This window comes from Paenalcaligenes hominis (assembly GCF_041359055.1).
Taxonomy (GTDB): domain Bacteria; phylum Pseudomonadota; class Gammaproteobacteria; order Burkholderiales; family Burkholderiaceae_B; genus Paenalcaligenes; species Paenalcaligenes hominis_A.
Genome location: NZ_JBGJKZ010000006.1, coordinates 170,728 through 187,497 on the forward strand (window position 1 = coordinate 170,728; position 16,770 = coordinate 187,497).

Annotated in this window: 13 protein-coding genes; 3 read left to right on the forward strand and 10 right to left on the reverse strand. The window is 48.6% G+C overall.

Features of this window, described 5'->3' with window-relative positions; genetic code table 11:
• Window positions 1-45: 45 nt before the first annotated feature.
• From gltS to ispB, 3 genes are all read right to left on the reverse strand, one after another.
• Window positions 46-1,269 carry a sodium/glutamate symporter gene (gene gltS, locus ACBP46_RS13030; RefSeq protein ID WP_371017148.1) on the reverse strand — a complete coding sequence of 408 codons (1,224 nt, stop codon included), beginning with the start codon at window positions 1,267-1,269 and terminating at the stop codon, window positions 46-48.
• A gap of 158 nt (window positions 1,270-1,427) precedes the next feature.
• Entirely contained in the window at window positions 1,428-1,958 is a 531-nt protein-coding gene (gene mobB / locus ACBP46_RS13035; protein ID WP_371017149.1) for a molybdopterin-guanine dinucleotide biosynthesis protein B, read from the reverse strand.
• 15 nt (window positions 1,959-1,973) lie between these two features.
• The gene (gene ispB / locus ACBP46_RS13040; RefSeq protein ID WP_371017150.1) at window positions 1,974-2,939 is read right to left on the reverse strand and encodes an octaprenyl diphosphate synthase; all 966 of its coding nucleotides are present in this window, start codon (window positions 2,937-2,939) and stop codon (window positions 1,974-1,976) included.
• 169 nt (window positions 2,940-3,108) lie between these two features.
• Here ispB and ACBP46_RS13045 point away from each other — a divergent pair, with 169 nt between their 5' ends.
• The 3 genes from ACBP46_RS13045 to ACBP46_RS13055 are packed head-to-tail and all read left to right on the forward strand — an operon-like array spanning window position 3,109 to window position 5,689.
• Entirely contained in the window at window positions 3,109-3,978 is an 870-nt protein-coding gene (locus ACBP46_RS13045) for an ATP-binding protein (RefSeq protein ID WP_371017178.1), read from the forward strand.
• Window positions 3,968-4,951: a Nudix family hydrolase gene (locus tag ACBP46_RS13050; RefSeq protein WP_371017151.1), complete on the forward strand. Its 984-nt coding sequence runs from the start codon at window positions 3,968-3,970 to the stop codon at window positions 4,949-4,951. Before ACBP46_RS13045 ends, ACBP46_RS13050 begins: the two co-directional genes overlap by 11 nt.
• Window positions 4,952-4,966: 15 nt before the next feature.
• Window positions 4,967-5,689 (forward strand): methyltransferase domain-containing protein, encoded by a 723-nt coding sequence (locus ACBP46_RS13055; RefSeq protein WP_371017152.1) that lies wholly within the window; start codon window positions 4,967-4,969, stop codon window positions 5,687-5,689.
• Window positions 5,690-5,792: 103 nt separating this feature from the next.
• Here ACBP46_RS13055 and ACBP46_RS13060 read toward each other — a convergent pair whose 3' ends face one another.
• Genes ACBP46_RS13060 through ACBP46_RS13090 form a run of 7 tightly spaced genes read right to left on the reverse strand, consistent with a single transcriptional unit; the run spans window position 5,793 to window position 16,743 of the window.
• Window positions 5,793-7,178 carry an efflux transporter outer membrane subunit gene (locus ACBP46_RS13060; protein WP_371017153.1) on the reverse strand — a complete coding sequence of 462 codons (1,386 nt, stop codon included), beginning with the start codon at window positions 7,176-7,178 and terminating at the stop codon, window positions 5,793-5,795.
• Window positions 7,175-10,273, reverse strand: coding sequence for an efflux RND transporter permease subunit (locus ACBP46_RS13065; protein ID WP_371017154.1), 3,099 nt, complete (start codon window positions 10,271-10,273; stop codon window positions 7,175-7,177). The genes ACBP46_RS13060 and ACBP46_RS13065 overlap by 4 nt, the downstream gene beginning before the upstream one ends.
• Window positions 10,270-13,362, reverse strand: coding sequence for a multidrug efflux RND transporter permease subunit (locus tag ACBP46_RS13070; RefSeq protein WP_371017155.1), 3,093 nt, complete (start codon window positions 13,360-13,362; stop codon window positions 10,270-10,272). The genes ACBP46_RS13065 and ACBP46_RS13070 overlap by 4 nt, the downstream gene beginning before the upstream one ends.
• Window positions 13,363-13,380: 18 nt before the next feature.
• A complete protein-coding gene (locus ACBP46_RS13075; RefSeq protein WP_371017156.1) occupies window positions 13,381-14,595 on the reverse strand; it encodes an efflux RND transporter periplasmic adaptor subunit in 1,215 nt (404 codons plus the stop codon).
• 21 nt (window positions 14,596-14,616) lie between these two features.
• On the reverse strand, window positions 14,617-15,372 hold the full coding sequence (zapD, locus tag ACBP46_RS13080) for a cell division protein ZapD (protein ID WP_371017157.1): 756 nt from the start codon (window positions 15,370-15,372) through the stop codon (window positions 14,617-14,619).
• A 47-nt stretch (window positions 15,373-15,419) separates the two neighbouring features.
• Entirely contained in the window at window positions 15,420-16,028 is a 609-nt protein-coding gene (gene coaE / locus ACBP46_RS13085; RefSeq protein WP_371017158.1) for a dephospho-CoA kinase, read from the reverse strand.
• A gap of 13 nt (window positions 16,029-16,041) precedes the next feature.
• Complete coding sequence (locus ACBP46_RS13090) at window positions 16,042-16,743, reverse strand: prepilin peptidase (RefSeq protein WP_371017159.1); 702 nt, start codon at window positions 16,741-16,743, stop codon at window positions 16,042-16,044.
• Between the last annotated feature and the right edge of the window lie 27 nt (window positions 16,744-16,770).

Consider the following 16,770-nt stretch of genomic DNA (forward strand, 5'->3'; position numbering starts at 1 on the left):
CAGTATTTTGGGGTCAAGGTATTCATCATTTAACCAGGTGATTTACTAGAAAATATTCATAAAAATAGTAATGATGACGGCGTTAAAGAAATCAATAAACAACGAACCCACTAAAGGAATCACAAAGAAAGCTTTAGGAGAAGGACCATTTACTGCGGTAAATGACTGCATGTTAGCCATGGCGTTTGGCGTCGCCCCCATACCAAAGCCACAATGCCCGGTAGCAATCACAGCGGCATCGTAGTCTTTGCCCATCAAGCGGAACGTCACAAACATAGCAAAGAAGAACATGAACACAGTCTGTACCACTAATATCACTAATAGCGGCCCCGCCACGTCGGCAAGCTCCCATAGCTTCATAGACATTAAAGCCATAACCAGGAAAAAGCCCAGCGATATCGAACCAATAACGTCAAACTCTTGCTCGGGAAAGCGCAATTTTTTCCAGTCAATAACATTACGAATAACAGCAGCAACCACCATAGCACCTAGATAGCCCGGCAAGGTAATACCGCTGTCTTTTAACCAATCAATAATAAAAGCACCCAAACCCATCGATACAGTCAGCAGCACCACTGAATGCAAAGAGATAGGTAATAAAGGCTTGCTGTCTGAGGAAAGCTCTTTTTGTTGGTGGTTAAGATCTTGGGGGGGTTCGTTGGTGTCGTGACTCTGATGTCCGTGACTAAAAGGTCGCCCTTTAATTTTATGACGCTTCATTAAGCGCGAACCTAACGGGCCGCCGATTACACACCCAGCAACTAAGCCCCACGTGGCTGCGGCAATAGCAGCGGGCATTGCCCCTACTACCCCTTTTTGTTCTAACAAAGGCGCAAACGCAGCAGCCGTACCATGACCACCTGTTAAGGTGATTGAGCCAGCTATTAAACCAAGCAATGGGTTTTCGCCCATCAATGAGGCAAGACTAATGCCCACCACGTTCTGCAAGCTTAGCAAAAGCACTGCGGTAAATAAAAAGACAGCTACTGCGATCCCACCCTTTTTCAACATCTCGAAACTGGCTGAAAAACCAATCGTGGTAAAAAAGGCCATGAGCAAAAAGGCACGCATATTGTCGTAAAGCTCTATAGTAAAGCTTTGCGTTTGATGTCCATATAGCGTAATTAAAGAAAATACCAAGCCGCCGATAATTGGGCTAGGAATAAAATAACGCTCCAGCACAGAAACGTTTCTTTTGATTAGCTCACCAATCACTAAAAATACGGCAGCTACGCCGACCGTTTGTGCAATATCTAGCTCTATAAGCATAAGACACCTAGGTAAGTTTTTGTTTTAAAAGGAGTCAATTATAGGGTAAAACCACAAATAATCTAACGTTGGATTTCATCCATATATCGCCTACTCTAGGTATAGACTCAAGGAACTCTAGGAGTTATTTAGTAAGAGTTTGTAAAACCACGCAGTCTTTACTGATCACTCTCAAGCAAAGATTCAGATTTTTGCTGTAAAAAACACAAAATAAACTCAGCAACCGCCTGTGGTTGATTTAAATCTAAGCAAACTAAGTCATGAGCCGACAGGTCTTCATCACTCACCAGTGCGATCACCTGCTCAGTATGTGGGTAAACAGGCTCAATGCCACGTGATGGTCTGTACACCTCTAGTCGAGGAATAGCGGCTTGTCTGTAGCCTTCGACCAAAATCACATCCACCTCTGGCTGTAAACGCGCCACCAAGTTACGCAACATGGGCTCATCTTGGTCTTCAAGATTATGGAAAAGCGCGTAATGATAAGGCGATGCCACAATCACCTCGCGTGCGCCAGCAGAACGAAAACGAGAGCTGTCTTTGTGAGGAGGCTCAAACTGGAGGTTGTGGTGGCTGTGCTTGATAACGGCTACCTGTAAACCTTGGTGTTTAAACCAAGGAATCATTGCTTCGATCAGGGTGGTTTTACCACTACCTGATCGGCCCACAATGCCAAAGACTCGCTGCATAATTATAAAAAGAAATTAGTGATCGCGCTGTACGGCGGCAGTACAAAAACCAATAAGGGTTTGTTTGAACTGGCTATCGGGAAAGGCCTGAATGGCTGAAAGTGCTAGGTTGATTTCCGCATCGGCCACCTGACGTGTATAAGCCACCGCATCGGTATTTGCAATAGCAGCGGCAACCTTGGTGAAGTCAGCATCGCCTGTTTCAATAGCAGATTTAATTAGCTGTTGTTCTTGGGGGGTACCCACCTGCATCACGCGGATTAAGGGCAGAGTAGGCTTGCCTTCACGTAAATCATCGCCTACGTTTTTCCCTAGGGCCTCGGCATCGCCACTGTAATCCAATACATCGTCGATTAGTTGAAAAGCGGTACCTAAATGACGCCCAAACGCAGCCGCTGCGTCTTCAAGCTCGACATCGGCCTGAGCTAAAATAGCGCCCACCTGAGCGGCAGCCTCGAAGAGTTTGGCGGTTTTGTAACGCACAACTTGCATGTAGCGGTCTTGAGACACATCGGGGTCGTGTACGTTTAATAGTTGTAGTACCTCGCCCTCGGCAATAATGGTGGTGGCCTCGGACAAAACCGCCATAGCGCGCATGGAGTTGGTCTCTACCATCATTTCAAAAGAGCGCGAATAGAGGTAGTCGCCAACTAAGACACTTGCCGCGTTGCCAAAGACAGCATTAGCTGTGCTACGACCACGGCGTAAGTCGGACTCGTCCACCACATCATCGTGTAATAAGGTAGCGGTATGAATAAACTCGACCACGCCCGCTAAAGTGTGATGGTGATTGCCTTGATAGCCTAAAGCCTTGGCTACAAGTAACAACAAAGCAGGTCGCATTCTTTTGCCACCCGCGCCCACAATATACTCCCCAATAGTACGTATTAAAACAACCTCTGAATTCAAGCGACCTCGGATTACCTGATCCAGGGCTTTCATATCATCAGCGATGGGGCTCATTAGATTTGGGAGATTCAAAACGTATTCCGAACGAAAAAAATTCCTGCTTGGAAAAAATCCAAGGCTAAAGGGATAATTATACGGTGTTGTGGCCTTTAAACCGAATTTGTCACTAAACTAAACTTGCTGACGACATAAAAACCACGCAACCTTTAATAATACATCTAGAGTTTACCAAGTGGAGAAGATTTTGAATTACGATTTAACCCAGTTATTACAACGCGCTGAACGTGTATTAGAGCAGCTTGAAGCGTATTTACCCCCTGCTCCGCCAAGTATTGACTGGAATGCTTCTGCGTTTATATGGCGTCGTCGCGGTGCCCGCGGATGGCTTGATGCAGTCCAACACATTGCCACCATTCACCCCGACGACTTACAACATGTAGAGCAACAAAAAAATACCTTACTGCGCAACACGGCTCATTTTATGGCGGGAAAACCAGCCAACAATGTGCTAATGACAGGTGCCCGTGGCACCGGCAAAAGCTCATTAGTCAAAGCCATGCTGAATCAATTTGCGGATCAAGGCCTGCGTCTAATAGAGATCGATAAAAACGATATGGGGGATCTGCCCGACATCATTACTTTGATCGCAGACCGCCCCGAACGTTTTATTATATTTAGTGATGATCTGTCTTTTGAAGATGGTGAGGCTGGTTATAAAGCATTAAAGTCTGTACTAGATGGGTCAATTGCTGCTCCTAGCGACAATGTGCTTATTTATGCTACCTCGAATCGTCGTCACCTCATGCCTGAATACGCGGTTGACAACCTAGCCACCACAACCCCTGCAACTGGCGAGCTTCATTATGGCGAAGCGGTCGAAGAAAAGGTCTCTTTATCGGAGCGGTTTGGTATCTGGCTCTCTTTTTATCAATTTAAACAAGACGACTATTTAGATATTGTGTATTACTGGCTCAAAGAATTAGGACATCCACCCGCTGAAGTAGAAAATGCGCGTCGTGAAGCCTTGCAGTGGGCCTTGCATCGCGGTTCTCGATCCGGACGTGTGGCTCAACAATTCGCCAGAGATTGGGTAGCAAACCATGGCAACTAAGCCCTATGTACGCGTGGCGGTGGGTGTAATGGTGCAACCAACAGGTGCGGTGTTGCTAGGCAGCCGCCCTGCAGATAAACCTTGGGCTCATTGGTGGGAGCTGCCCGGCGGTAAAATTGAGCCCAGTGAAAGTGTGCACGATGCGCTAGTACGCGAGCTGCACGAAGAAATCGCCATCCAAGCCACCGAGATCAGACCGTGGGTGCGTTATATTCATCACTATCCTCGCTCTACGGTAGAGCTGCATTTTTGCCTAGTCACCAAGTGGGAAGGCACACCTAGCCCCCAAGAAAACCAGCAGCTAGCGTGGTATGACCCGTTTGCGCCCACCCCGTTAACCATAGGGCCCATCCTCCCCGCCACCTTCCCAGTTTTAAAATGGCTCACTCTGCCCAACCGATACTTAATCAGCCACATTGGTTCGCCATCAGGGCTACAACCCTGGCTAGCACAACTAGAGCAAGCCCTAGAAAACGGCGTTAAGCTGGTCCAGTTTCGCGAACCAGAATGGGAACAACACAGTCCACAATCTATAGATTTACTGGATGCTTTAGAGCAAACCATGGCGTTATGTCAGCGCTATCAAGCGCGCTGTTTGCTAAATAGTGTGCACGGTCTAGACTGGCTTCACTACACAGATGGACTGCACTTGCGCAGCCAAGATGCACAGCGCTTAGTGGCACAACAAATCGCTGCCCCAGTACGCGCTGACCAACTGGTTGCTATGTCCACCCATTCTGCTGCTGATATGCAGCTAGCCCAGCAACTGAATACTGACTTTGTAGTGCTAGGCCATGTGCTCCCTACCCCTTCCCATCCAGACCAAGCTGCATTAGGATGGAACACATTTACTCAGCTAGCAACGCTAGCAGGCCGACCCGTGTATGCAATTGGTGGGCAAAACCCCACCACCTTAGCCATTGCGCAACAACATGGCGCGCATGGTATTGCGGGTATTAGGCAACTTGTTTGATTGACGCAAATAACAATGGATAAAGTCACAATTTCAGAACACGAAGGAGTGCGCTATCTGCACTTGGGCTCACCTTGGGTTCAAGGCGCGATGCGCTTGGATCAGCCTGATCATTTAGAGTTAGTCTACATTCAACAAATGATGATGTGGCAGCTGTTTATGGATCAACCTGAACATATTATGCAGCTTGGCCTCGGCGCTGGCTCATTGACTAAATATTGTTACCAGCATTACCCCTATAGTCTGGTCAGCGCCGTCGAGCTAAACCCCGAGGTGGTGCGCGCATGTAGGGAGTTGTTTAATCTGCCCGATGACAACGATCGATTACATGTCATTATTAATGATGCTCACCAACAGTTATCTCAAACTAAAGGGGCTTCTATTGATATTTTGCAGGTTGATTTATACAGTGCACAAGCTGACCACCCGGCCATTGAGACCCTTGCGTTTTACCAGTCCTGTGCGCGTGTGTTGTCTGAACAAGGTATTCTGACCATTAATTTGCTGGGCAACCAATACGTTCATGCCCGTAATGTGCATTTATTGCAGCAAACCTTTGCTGCAGTGGCGTGGCTACCAGAGTCGCACGACGGCAACATCGTAGCCATTGCTTTTAAAGAAGCGCCTTCTGTTGACTTTGAAGCGCTGTATGAGCGCGCCACTCAAATCACTATGGCCTATGGTTTGCCTGCTGCAGAGTGGGTAGAGGGCTTAGAACTGTGGATGCAAGGCGATTAGCCTTGCTCTGTCTAACTACCGTTCGCGCTCCTGCTATGGTTGTGCAGGCTCTAGGGTGTGTTAGAGCACCTTAGGGGCGAACCGCCAAAATTAGTGGCAAGCCTTAATCCCAACGTCCGCCTAAGGCTGTGATTAAGCGCACCGAACTAATATACAGCTCGCTTTGTAAATTCAGCAAAGCTCGTTGTGCTGATAAGGCGTTGGTTTCAACCTGAACCACAGACAAGTAATCAATTAAACCCGCCTCGTATTGATTACGTGTTAACTGCAAGGACTGTTGAGCTGCCGCGACCACCCGTTCTTGGCTGCTTAGCTCTTGACGCAAACCATGCGCTTCTACCAGCGCGTCCTCTACCTCGCGCAACGCTTCTAATGCGGTTTTCTTATAGGTAGCGGCTTGGACATCGTAAGCAGCCTCGGCTTCACGAATACGTGCTGAGCGTGCGCCACCATCAAATAACGTCAAAGCCAAAGCGGGGCCTAAAGACCAAAACCGTGCTGGGGCGCTAATCCAATCAGACCACGAACCACTACGGTATCCACCCTGAGCGGAAAGAGTTAAATTAGGAAACCAAGCTGCTGTTGCTACACCAATTTGGGCATTAGCAGCGGCAACACGACGTTCAGCAGCCACTATATCAGGCCTACGCACTAGCAACTGAGCAGGTAAACCCAGCGGCACAGTAGGTAACACCCCCAAATCCGCCTCGGCTGTTAAGTCAAACTCGGCTGGGGCTTTTCCTAGTAACACCGCCATGGTGTTTCGTAATAAAGACCACTGCCGCTCTAAAGCCAATGCCTGAGTTCGTGCGTTTTCTAATTGCGTCTCGGCTGCAGCCACATCAGCAGTTGAAACCAAGCCCGCATCCAAACGATTACGTGTCATTTGCAGACTGCGCTCGTAGGCGGCAATGGTTTGCTCGTACAGTGCTTGGTTTGCACGTATGTTTTTAGCCTGAAAGTAACTTTGGGCTAGGGTAGACTCTAGACTAAGTCGAACCGCATTCAAATCAGCAGCACTGGCCTGTTGCTGCGCTGTGCCCGCCTCGACCGAACGGCGCACTCGCCCCCATAGGTCCACCTCCCAACTGACATTGGCACTAAGAGTATGCTGATCGCTAGGGCTGGTTTGACCAGACCCCGAGCGTTGAGAAGAAGCCTGAGAGCTAACTGTAGGAAAAAAGCCCGCTTGAGCCTGTTGTAATGAGGCCTGCGCTTGCCTATACCGTGCTTCAGCTTGCTCTAAGTCAAGATTTGCAGTGTGCAGCTGCATCATCCAATAACTAAGGGTGGGCTCATGAAATAGTTGCCACCATGGCTGCGGCTCTGGGGCTACGGCAGTGTCAATTTGAACCCACGCGGCATCCATTGTCTGTGCACGATGGGCATAGTCTACGCTTAAAGGCGTTTCAACCGCATGGTAATCAGGACCGACGGCACACCCAGTCAGTGCACCTACACTTAATAAAACCCATGCCCATTTTTTCATACAGAGGCCTTTTTCATTGGTCGGAAAAACTGCGCAATGCGCTCTAGATAGATATACACCACCGGAGTGGTATAAAGAGTTAATAGCTGACTGACAAGTAGCCCCCCTACGATGGTCAAGCCCAATGGTTGACGCATTTCCACACCTGGGCCTGTAGCTATAATTAACGGCACAGCACCTAAAATCGCTGAAATGGTAGTCATCATAATCGGACGAAAACGCACCATACAGGCCTCAAAGGCAGCATCCGTAATAGATAAACCCTTGTCGCGTTGCGCATGCAGCGCATAATCCACCATCATAATGGCGTTTTTCTTTACTATACCGATCAATAAAAACACACCGATCATGGCAATAATGGAAAACTCCTCATTGACGAGCTTTAATGCTAATAACGCACCAATGCCCGCGGAAGGCAACGTAGAAAGAATAGTTAATGGATGCATATAGCTTTCATAAAGCATCCCAAGCACGATATACATCACCGCTAAAGCGGCCAAAATAAGCATTGGCTGTTGCGCGATGGCTTGTTGCATCATGCGCGCCGAGCCCTCATAGCCCGCCTGAATCTGATGCGTAGGCAAGCTAATGCGTGCCATGGCCTCATCAATAGCACGTAGAGCCTGATCTAACGACACCCCCTCAGCCAAACCAAACGACACACTTTCTGCAATAAACAGCCCCTGATGACTAACGCTAAGTGGTGCATTGCCATGCTCAAAATGGGTAAAAACGGACAACGGAATTCGTTTGCCCTCACGCGTCACTACTTCTAGCTGCTGCAGGGCCTCGATGTCTTGAGAAAAGCGCTTTTCTACCCCCATCACAATGTAATATTGGTTAAGACGCCCATACACCACCCCTACCTGACGCTGGCTAAAAGCACTGTTCAGCGTGGATGCAATCAAGGCCATATCAATGCCCAGTGAGGTGGCTTTTTCTCTATCGATAACAAGCTCAATACGTGCCCCTCTGTCTTCAGAGTCTGCATCCACATCGGTAAGCTCTGGTAGCTCAGCCATCGCTCGCTGCACTTTAGGCTGCCACTCTTTAAGCACCGACAGCTCACTGCCTAACAGGCTATAGCTGTAGGAGCCCGACCGACCTAAGCCACCACCAACAAAAATATCCTGTTGGGGTGTTAAAAATAAACGAGCGCCTGGTTCGGATTGGAGCTGATTGCGTAGACGCGCAACCACCTCGAGCGCACTGACATCCCGTTGGTCTAATGGCACTAGCTCCACCAAAATGGTGGAGGAATTACTACCGCCTCGCCCCCCTGCAAACACAGCTACATTTTGTACAGCGGGATCGGCCTGAATAATCTGTCTAAACGTATCAAGCTTGGGTTTCATAGCCTCAAAAGACATACCCCGGTCGGTTCTAAAAAAACCCATTAATTGCCCGGTGTCTTGTTGAGGAAATAAGCCTTTAGGCACTGTCACATACAAGTAGCCGTTTAATGCAATGGTAGCCAGTAATGACAACAGTGTCAGAAAACGGTAATGCAATGCCCACGTCAATGTTTTTCTATAAACAGCACTGCAATAGTCTCCACATTTTACAAGCGCACGCTCTAAAACGTGGGTAGCGCGATCTGCCACACCCTGTGGGCGCGAACGCAAAAGCTTAGCCGCCATCATTGGGGTGAGCATCAGGGAAATCAACCAGGAAATCATCACAGCCACTGACAAAGTGACGGCAAACTCTTTAAATAAACGCCCCACTAAGCCACCCACTAACCACAGTGGAATAAACACGGCTACCAACGAAAGGCTCATGGCCGTCACAGTAAAGCCTACAGTACGCACACCGCGTGCTGCTGCCCGCAAAGGACTAAAGCCCTGTTCTAAGTGGCGCATAATACTTTCCAGCACAACAATGGCATCGTCCACCACAAAGCCTGTCGCCACAATCAACGCCATCAACGAAATGGTATTTAAAGTAAAACCAAAAAAGTACATGAGCGCAAAGGTGCTGATCAGCGAAGCAGGCACAGCGACAGCGGGTATTAAGGCCGCACGCCAATCTCGTAAAAACAGCAACACCACTAGCACCACGAGCCCAACCGCAATAAACAGAGTGGTTTGTGCTTCGGCTAAGGTGGCACGAATGCTGGGCGTGCGGTCTTGAGCCACCTGCAAACGCACATCTGAAGGCAACATGGCCTCAAGCTGTGGAATACGAGCACGAATGTCTTCGACCGTTTCAATAATATTGGCATCGGCTTGCCGACGTACAATTAATAAAACCGCCTCTTGGTTGTTTACGTAGCCTAAATTATTGATGTCTTCGACTGAATCCTCTACGGTGGCTACGTCTTGTAAACGTATAGCGCTGTTATCATTCCAACCAATAATCAGCGGGGCAATTTGTTGTGCCTGATTCATCTGCCGATTGGTACTGAGCCACCATTGCTCATCGTCATTTTCCACGTAACCATTGGGTCGTAGTGGATTAGCACCATTTAAAGCAGTACGTATATCATCTAAGGCCAAACCGGCCACCGCTAAGGCTTGGGGATTCACACTAATACGCACCGCAGGCAAGGACCCGCCCCCCACATCCACTTGGCCTACGCCCCGAACTTGAGCTAACTTTTGGGCTACTATAGTGGTCGCCATATCGTAAAGCTGCCCTTGCGTAGCAACGGGCGAGGTCATGGCTAAAACCATGATAGGTGCCGCATTGGGATTCACTTTAAAATAGGAAGGCACCCCTCGCATGCCCGACGGCATCATAGGCATAGCCTGATTAATGGCCGCTTGTACATCGCGTGCTGCTTCGTTGATGTCTCGCTCTAGCTCAAACATCAACGTAATACGAGTTGAGCCCTCCGAGCTACGAGAGCTCATTTCGCTTAGGCCAGAAATAGCCCCAAGCGCTTGCTCCAAAGGCGTGGCCACACTAGATGCCATGGTTTCTGGACTGGCCCCTGGCAAACTGGCACTAACCGAAATCATCGGAAAATCCATCTGGGGCAGGGGCGCAACCGGCAGCTGACTTAATGCTAAAAGCCCACTAAACACCATGGCAATGCACAATAAAGTGGTTGCCACGGGACGCATGATAAAAAGCGTTAACCAGCGTTTCATACTCGGCTCTGCTTGTAAGCCTGCCAGCGTTGTGACCAACGATCAAAAAACAGATAGATCACAGGGGTAGTAAATAAGGTCAGCAACTGGCTACAGATCAACCCTCCCACCATTACCAAACCTAAAGGCTGACGCATTTCTGCCCCTGCCCCAGTGGCTAGCATTAAGGGAACAGCACTAAACAGGGCTGCAAATGTGGTCATCAATATAGGACGGAAGCGCAAAAGCGCGGCCTGATAAATAGCAGTATGAGCAGGTAGTTTGTCTTTACGTTGTGCAACCAATGCAAAGTCAATCATCATAATGGCATTTTTCTTGACTATACCGATCAACAAAATAATGCCAATTACCCCTACCATGTCTAACTCGCGCCCTGTTAGAAGTAAAGCCGCCAACGCCCCAATGGTGGCCGAAGGTAAAGTAGACAAAATGGTAACGGGATGAATATAACTTTCATACAAAATGCCCAGCACAATATACATAGTCAACACAGCCGCTAGCATCAACCACAGCGTACTGGACAAAGAAGCCTCAAAGGCCTGCGCAGCCCCTAAAAACCGCAGCTCTGAAGACTCGGGAAGCTGAGCATCTATAGCGCTTTGTTGAATAGCATCTACCGCATCGGAAAGGGAATAGCCAGTTGCCACATTAAAAGAAAGCTGTGTGGCCGGAAACTGATCTAAGCGATCTATAGAAAGCTCTACAGGAGCCAACTGCATACTAGCCACCGTAGCCAATGGCACCACCTGACCACTGCGCGTAGGCAAATAAATAGACTGCAAACTATCAGGCGACTGCCTGAACTCGGGGGCTACCTCGAGCACCACGCGGTATTGAGCCGACTGGGTATAAATAGTGGAAATTAATCGCTGTCCAAACGCGTCATACAACACATCATCAATAGTGGCTTTGCTAATCCCAAGCCGTGCCGCAGCATCGCGGTCCACAGTAACCACCACTTGCTGACCACGCATTTGTAAATCAGTAGCCACCTCAGACAGCTGGGGCAGCTGCTGCAATTGCTCTGCCCAGTGAGGTGTCCAAGTATTCAATACAGTGGGGTCAGGATCAGACAAAGCCATCTGGTAAGCAGTGCGGCTGATTTGATCATCAACGGTGAGCTCTTGTACCGGCTGAAAATAAACGCGGAAATCAGGTTGATTACCAAAGCGGGCAGCAAGCTGCTCAATCACGGCTGGAGCCGTTATATTGCGCTGCGCGTGCGGTTTTAATGCAATCTGCATGCGACCTGTATTTAGCGTAGGGTTGCTGCCATCTACACCAATAAATGAAGTCACCGCCGCCACATCGGGATGGTTAAGAATTTCGTCAGCGGCTGCGGTTTGTAAACGTGACATAGCACTAAAGGAAGCCGCCTGTGGCCCCTCGGTGATGGCTTGAATCATACCAGTGTCTTGCTGCGGGAAAAAACCTTTGGGCACCATCAAATACATGCCCCCCGTTAAGACCAAAGTCGCCACCGCCACCCACAACGTTAGCCCTTGACGCTTTAGCACCCACTGCAAACCATGCTCGTAAGAATGGGTTAAGGCCTGCATGGTACGGTCAGACCACTGCACAAATCGCCCTTGTTGTTGGGGCTGATCGGCAGGAGCGCGCAAATAAAGCGCACACATCATGGGCGTTAAACTCAACGAGATAAATAGCGACAAAGAAATAGCAATAGCCAATGTAATCGCAAACTCTTGGAACAAACGCCCAATCACATCCGACATAAAGAGCAAAGGAATTAGCACAGCAATTAACGACACCGTCAGTGAAATTAAGGTGAAAGTAATTTGCTGAGCCCCTTTTAGGGCGGCCTGTAAAGGTTGCATACCCTCTTCGATGTAACGCGCAATGTTTTCAATCATCACAATCGCATCATCGACCACAAAACCCGTGGCAATAGTTAATGCCATGAGAGTTAAGTTATTAATACTAAACCCCCATAAAAACATAACGGCAAACGTACCCGCAATAGATAGCGGTACCACCACCGACGGAATAAACGTAGCAGTCCAGGTACGTAAGAACACAAACGTGACTAAAACCACTAAGGCAATAGCCATCAACATCTCGGTTTGAACCTGTTTTACTGAATCTCGAATAGTAAGCGTGCGGTCGGTGGCGACTTGAATATCCACCCCTGTCGGCAAAGAGCGTTGCAAACTGTCTAGCTGTTGCTTAATGCTTTCAGCAACCTCTATGACGTTAGCACCGGGCTGACGTTGTATATTTAATAGGATGGCGGGCTCTGAACCTATCCATGCTGCTTGCCGTAAATCTTCAGCGTCTTGAACTACTGAAGCAATATCACCCAAGCGCAGTGGTGCCTCGTTCACATACTGAATAATCAGGTTTTCATAGTCCTCGACAGAGCGTAACTGCTCGTTGGCACTGATGGTGGTGGAGCGTTTGGGGCCATCTAAACTGCCTTTGGGTTGGTTCACGTTCGCCCCTATCACTGCTTGACGTACCGCAGACAAAGCCACATTCCGTGCTGCCAAGGCTTGGGGGTTGACTTGAATTCGGACCGCTGGACGTTGTCCTCCAGCAATACTGACTAAACCCACACCCGCCACTTGTGACAGCTTTTGAGCCACGCGCAAATCAATCAAATCACGCACTTGAGGCAAAGGGATAGTAGGCGAAGTTACTGCCAAGCTAATCACAGGCTGATCGGCTGGGTTTAACTTGTTGTAAAGCGGAGGCGATGGCAAATCGGAGGGCAGCATCGTCGAGGCGGCATTAATAGCGGCTTGAACCTCTTGTTCAGCAATAGCCAATGACAAGCCCAAATCAAACTGTAAGGTAATGCGTGATGCGCCGCCCGAGCTGCTTGAGCTCATTTGCGCTAAGCCGGGCATTTGCCCAAATTGACGCTCTAAAGGAGAAGTGACCAACGAGGCCATCACGCTAGGGCTAGCCCCCGGGTATAGGGTGACGACTTGAATAGTAGGGTAATCCACCTGCGGTAGAGCTGCTACAGGCAAGCTTTTGTACCCCAGTAAACCAGCTAATAGCAGAGCCACCATCGCTAGGGTGGTCGCCACAGGCCGTAGAATAAATATCCTAGAAATCGTCACTGCTGCAGTACCTTATGCTTAAGAGGCGCTAGGAGTGCGACTGCTGCCGCCCCCGTTCCGGCCATTTACCGTGCCGTTAATGGGTTCAACCTGGCTGCCCTCGCGCAGACGATCGGTGCCTTCGACCACCACCTTTTCGCCTAGCTCTAGCCCATCGGTAATGAGACTGCGCTCGTCTGTAGTAAGACCTACTGTGACTTTGCGAATAGCGACTTGGTTATCGTTGGACACCACATACACAAAATCGCCGATTGAGCCTGTTTGAATGGCCTCGCTAGGCACCACCAAACCATTGTGATTCGCTAATAACACACTGACGCTCACAAACTGATTAGGAAACAATCGGTTGTCTAAATTCGGCATGGAGGCCTTCACACGAATCGTGCCGGTATCGAGATTAATCTGATTATCTACGGCCAAAATAGAGCCTGAGCTGACCAGTTTATTTTGGCGGTCGCTAACATAGACGCTTAATTCGCGTTCAAGCTGTAATCGTTCAAGTAAGCGCTGTAAATCGTTTTCGGGTAAAGCAAAACTGACGGCAATAGGTTGTGTTTGTGTGATCAGCACTAGCCCATCGGTATTGGCAGCAGAAATTAAATTGCCTTCATCGAGATTACGTAAACCCAAACGCCCATTAATGGGTGAGGTGATTCGGGTATAACCTAGCTGCAATTGCGCATCATCCACTGCGGCTTGAGCAGACGTAACAGAGCCTTCAAACTGGCTGACTAGAGCACGCTGCGCATCGACTTGTTGCTTTGCTATGGATTGTTGCTTTTCAAGTTGTGTATAACGCGCTAAATCTGACTTGGCTTGGGTAAGTTGCGCTTGAATTTGACGTAGTTGGCCCTGAGCTTGATCAAGTTTAGCCTGATAAGGTCGGGGATCAATTTCAGCTAAGACCGCCCCTGCTTGTACAAACTGACCGTCTTTGAAGTTAAGTTTTACAAGTTCGCCTTCGACACGACTACGCACCACAACGGTATTAAAAGCTTGAACCGTACCTACCGCTTGAAGGCGCTCTTCGACCACCCCCATACTGACATCAGCAGTACGTACTGGTGTTTTTTGTCCACGCATCGCCATGCCCGCACGTGCGTTGTTTGAGCTAGAGTCTGTTGTCTTGTACTGCGACCATCCATACCAACCTGCGACCACCACTACAACTACCAACACCCAAAGCCAGACACGCGCTTTCTTTGGGGATACGTGGTCATTTTTTTCTGTCATGTATGAATTCTCCAGCCATAATTAGCCCACATTACAACGTGCAATAGTAAAAGGTATGGTTTCTTTGACGGTCAAGGGCTTTTGTTCACCGTCATGACGAGAAAAACGCACTAAAATAACGTATTTATTGGCGCTCATTTCCGGAAACACTTCGTATTTTTCATCTACCCAGACGCGTAAAAGCTGAAAGCTTTTACCGCCTAGCATTTCTTGGTAAGACCCATCTGTAGCCATTTGCTCTGTGGTATCGCCTGCCCCCCGTAAAATACGTAAAATCAGACTAAGCGCATTAAACAACGGCATAAAACACGCCGACCAACCTGCGATGTCCGATTGACGCTTGGCAACGCTTTGCATTTGCCAACCATAAAAAGAAGGCATATCGACTGGTGAAGACCCACCAGGCACCACAAGCCGACCACGCAAACTAGATAACCATTCGTTATTGCGTAGCTCTTGACCACTGCGACCCTGACTAGCTAATGCGCTAGAAACGTCCTGAATCTCAGCCAGCATTTTATCGAGCATGGCGGCCGATACCTGCGGGTGTTCACGCAACGCCGCTAACGCCCCACGTTGGCGCTCTAGGTCTTGTAACACCATACCGCGCAAGTCAGATCGTTCGGTTACATCCAGTAAATCAAACAAGGTAACAATAGCCACCTGGTGCATATAACTATCTGCACCCTCAGTAAAATAAAACAAACGTTTAAATAAAGACTCTACACGTAAGAAAGTGCGTACTCGTTCGTTACAGGGGTATTCGTATAAAATCACGCAATAAAAACCCTAAATTGATTCATGTTTTGTTTGGCAAAATTAGCTTACAAGCCGAGCCATAGCTGATGCTTTAACTGGGTGCGTTCGGTCAGTTGCGCTACTGTGGTGTGTGCGTCATTAAGGATGACATCATCTGCCACAGCAAGACGCTGCGTTCTGGTGGCCTGAGCGTCCATGATACGCTTGATTTGGGCTACCGTCAGCCCGCTACGCTGCTGAACCCGAGCAATTTGAGTGGCCTCGTCGCAGTCCACTACACAGACTCGATCAAGATAAGAAGCCCACTGCCCTGACTCGACAAGTAAAGGTATAACCACTACAACATAACAACCTTGAGCTTGCTGTACTTGTCTAAATGTAAGATCTCTAATCAAAGGGTGCAAAATAGCCTGCAGCGCTTTGCGTTGTTTAGGCTGGTTAAAGACCAATTCGCGCATTTGATCGCGGCACATTGCCCCACTAGTAGTAATGAACTGCTCACCAAACTGCTGGCGAATGGGATCAATGGCCGCCCCATTGGGCGCGGTTAATTGATGAGCAATGACATCGGTATCTACTACAGTAGCCCCCCATTGCTCTAGCAGCGTCGCTACAAAGGACTTGCCTGAACCAATACCCCCAGTTAAGCCGATCTTTAGTCGTTTTTGGGTCATAGATGTTAAATCGTTATAAAACAAATGAATGGGGGCACCACCACACCAGCCAACTAGCACTAACTAAATAGGGGCCGAACGCACAGGATCCGGTAGGACGCCACGAGCCTTGTTTATAAACCTGAGTTAAAAAACACAGCACACAGGCCAAACACAACACATACAGCAGCGCACTGGCACCTAACCAAGGTGTTATGGCAACCAATAATTTAACATCACCCAGCCCAACTAGGGGCAAAGCAAAACATAATTTTCCAAAGAACTGAATCAAACGCCCGCTTAAATACACACCGCTTGTGGCCCAGAGCGTGGTGGTAAGTAGTTCAGGGGTTTTTATGCTGAGCTGAAGCAACCCCCACCATAGCAAGGTTTGGGTAAATACATCAGGTAACAACAAACAGCTGTAATCAATACGAGCAAGTAGCCACAATAAACCAAACCATATGAACAAATCATGAATGGAATACGTCCAAGCCCCAGCAATTTGTGTCACATGCAGATAAGACAGCGCCCAAAACACCCCAAAACTCAAAGCAGTGCTTATATACTGCATAGTAATAGCAGAGCTAGGTGCATGGTATACGCAATGCCACCATAACGTTTCATCTGCCCAGGCTCCGGCCTGCACCTGAGCGGAATAATACGGAATCACCGTAAAATACATATGCGTCAACAGCAAGCTTCCTAGGCCAATATATAATGCATTGAAATACATACTTTACCTTTTTGTTCCCCAAGGAGC

Bases quoted from the DNA above. Each gene is read 5' to 3' on its own strand.
- gltS (WP_371017148.1), bottom strand. From the start codon at position 1,269: ATGCTTATAGAGCTAGATATTGCACAAACGGTCGGCGTAGCTGCCGTA.
- mobB (WP_371017149.1), bottom strand. From the start codon at position 1,958: ATGCAGCGAGTCTTTGGCATTGTGGGCCGATCAGGTAGTGGTAAAACC.
- ACBP46_RS13050 (WP_371017151.1), top strand. From the start codon at position 3,968: ATGGCAACTAAGCCCTATGTACGCGTGGCGGTGGGTGTAATGGTGCAA.
- ACBP46_RS13055 (WP_371017152.1), top strand. From the start codon at position 4,967: ATGGATAAAGTCACAATTTCAGAACACGAAGGAGTGCGCTATCTGCAC.
- ACBP46_RS13060 (WP_371017153.1), bottom strand. From the start codon at position 7,178: ATGAAAAAATGGGCATGGGTTTTATTAAGTGTAGGTGCACTGACTGGG.
- ACBP46_RS13065 (WP_371017154.1), bottom strand. From the start codon at position 10,273: ATGAAACGCTGGTTAACGCTTTTTATCATGCGTCCCGTGGCAACCACT.
- ACBP46_RS13075 (WP_371017156.1), bottom strand. From the start codon at position 14,595: ATGACAGAAAAAAATGACCACGTATCCCCAAAGAAAGCGCGTGTCTGG.
- coaE (WP_371017158.1), bottom strand. From the start codon at position 16,028: ATGACCCAAAAACGACTAAAGATCGGCTTAACTGGGGGTATTGGTTCA.
- ACBP46_RS13090 (WP_371017159.1), bottom strand. From the start codon at position 16,743: ATGTATTTCAATGCATTATATATTGGCCTAGGAAGCTTGCTGTTGACG.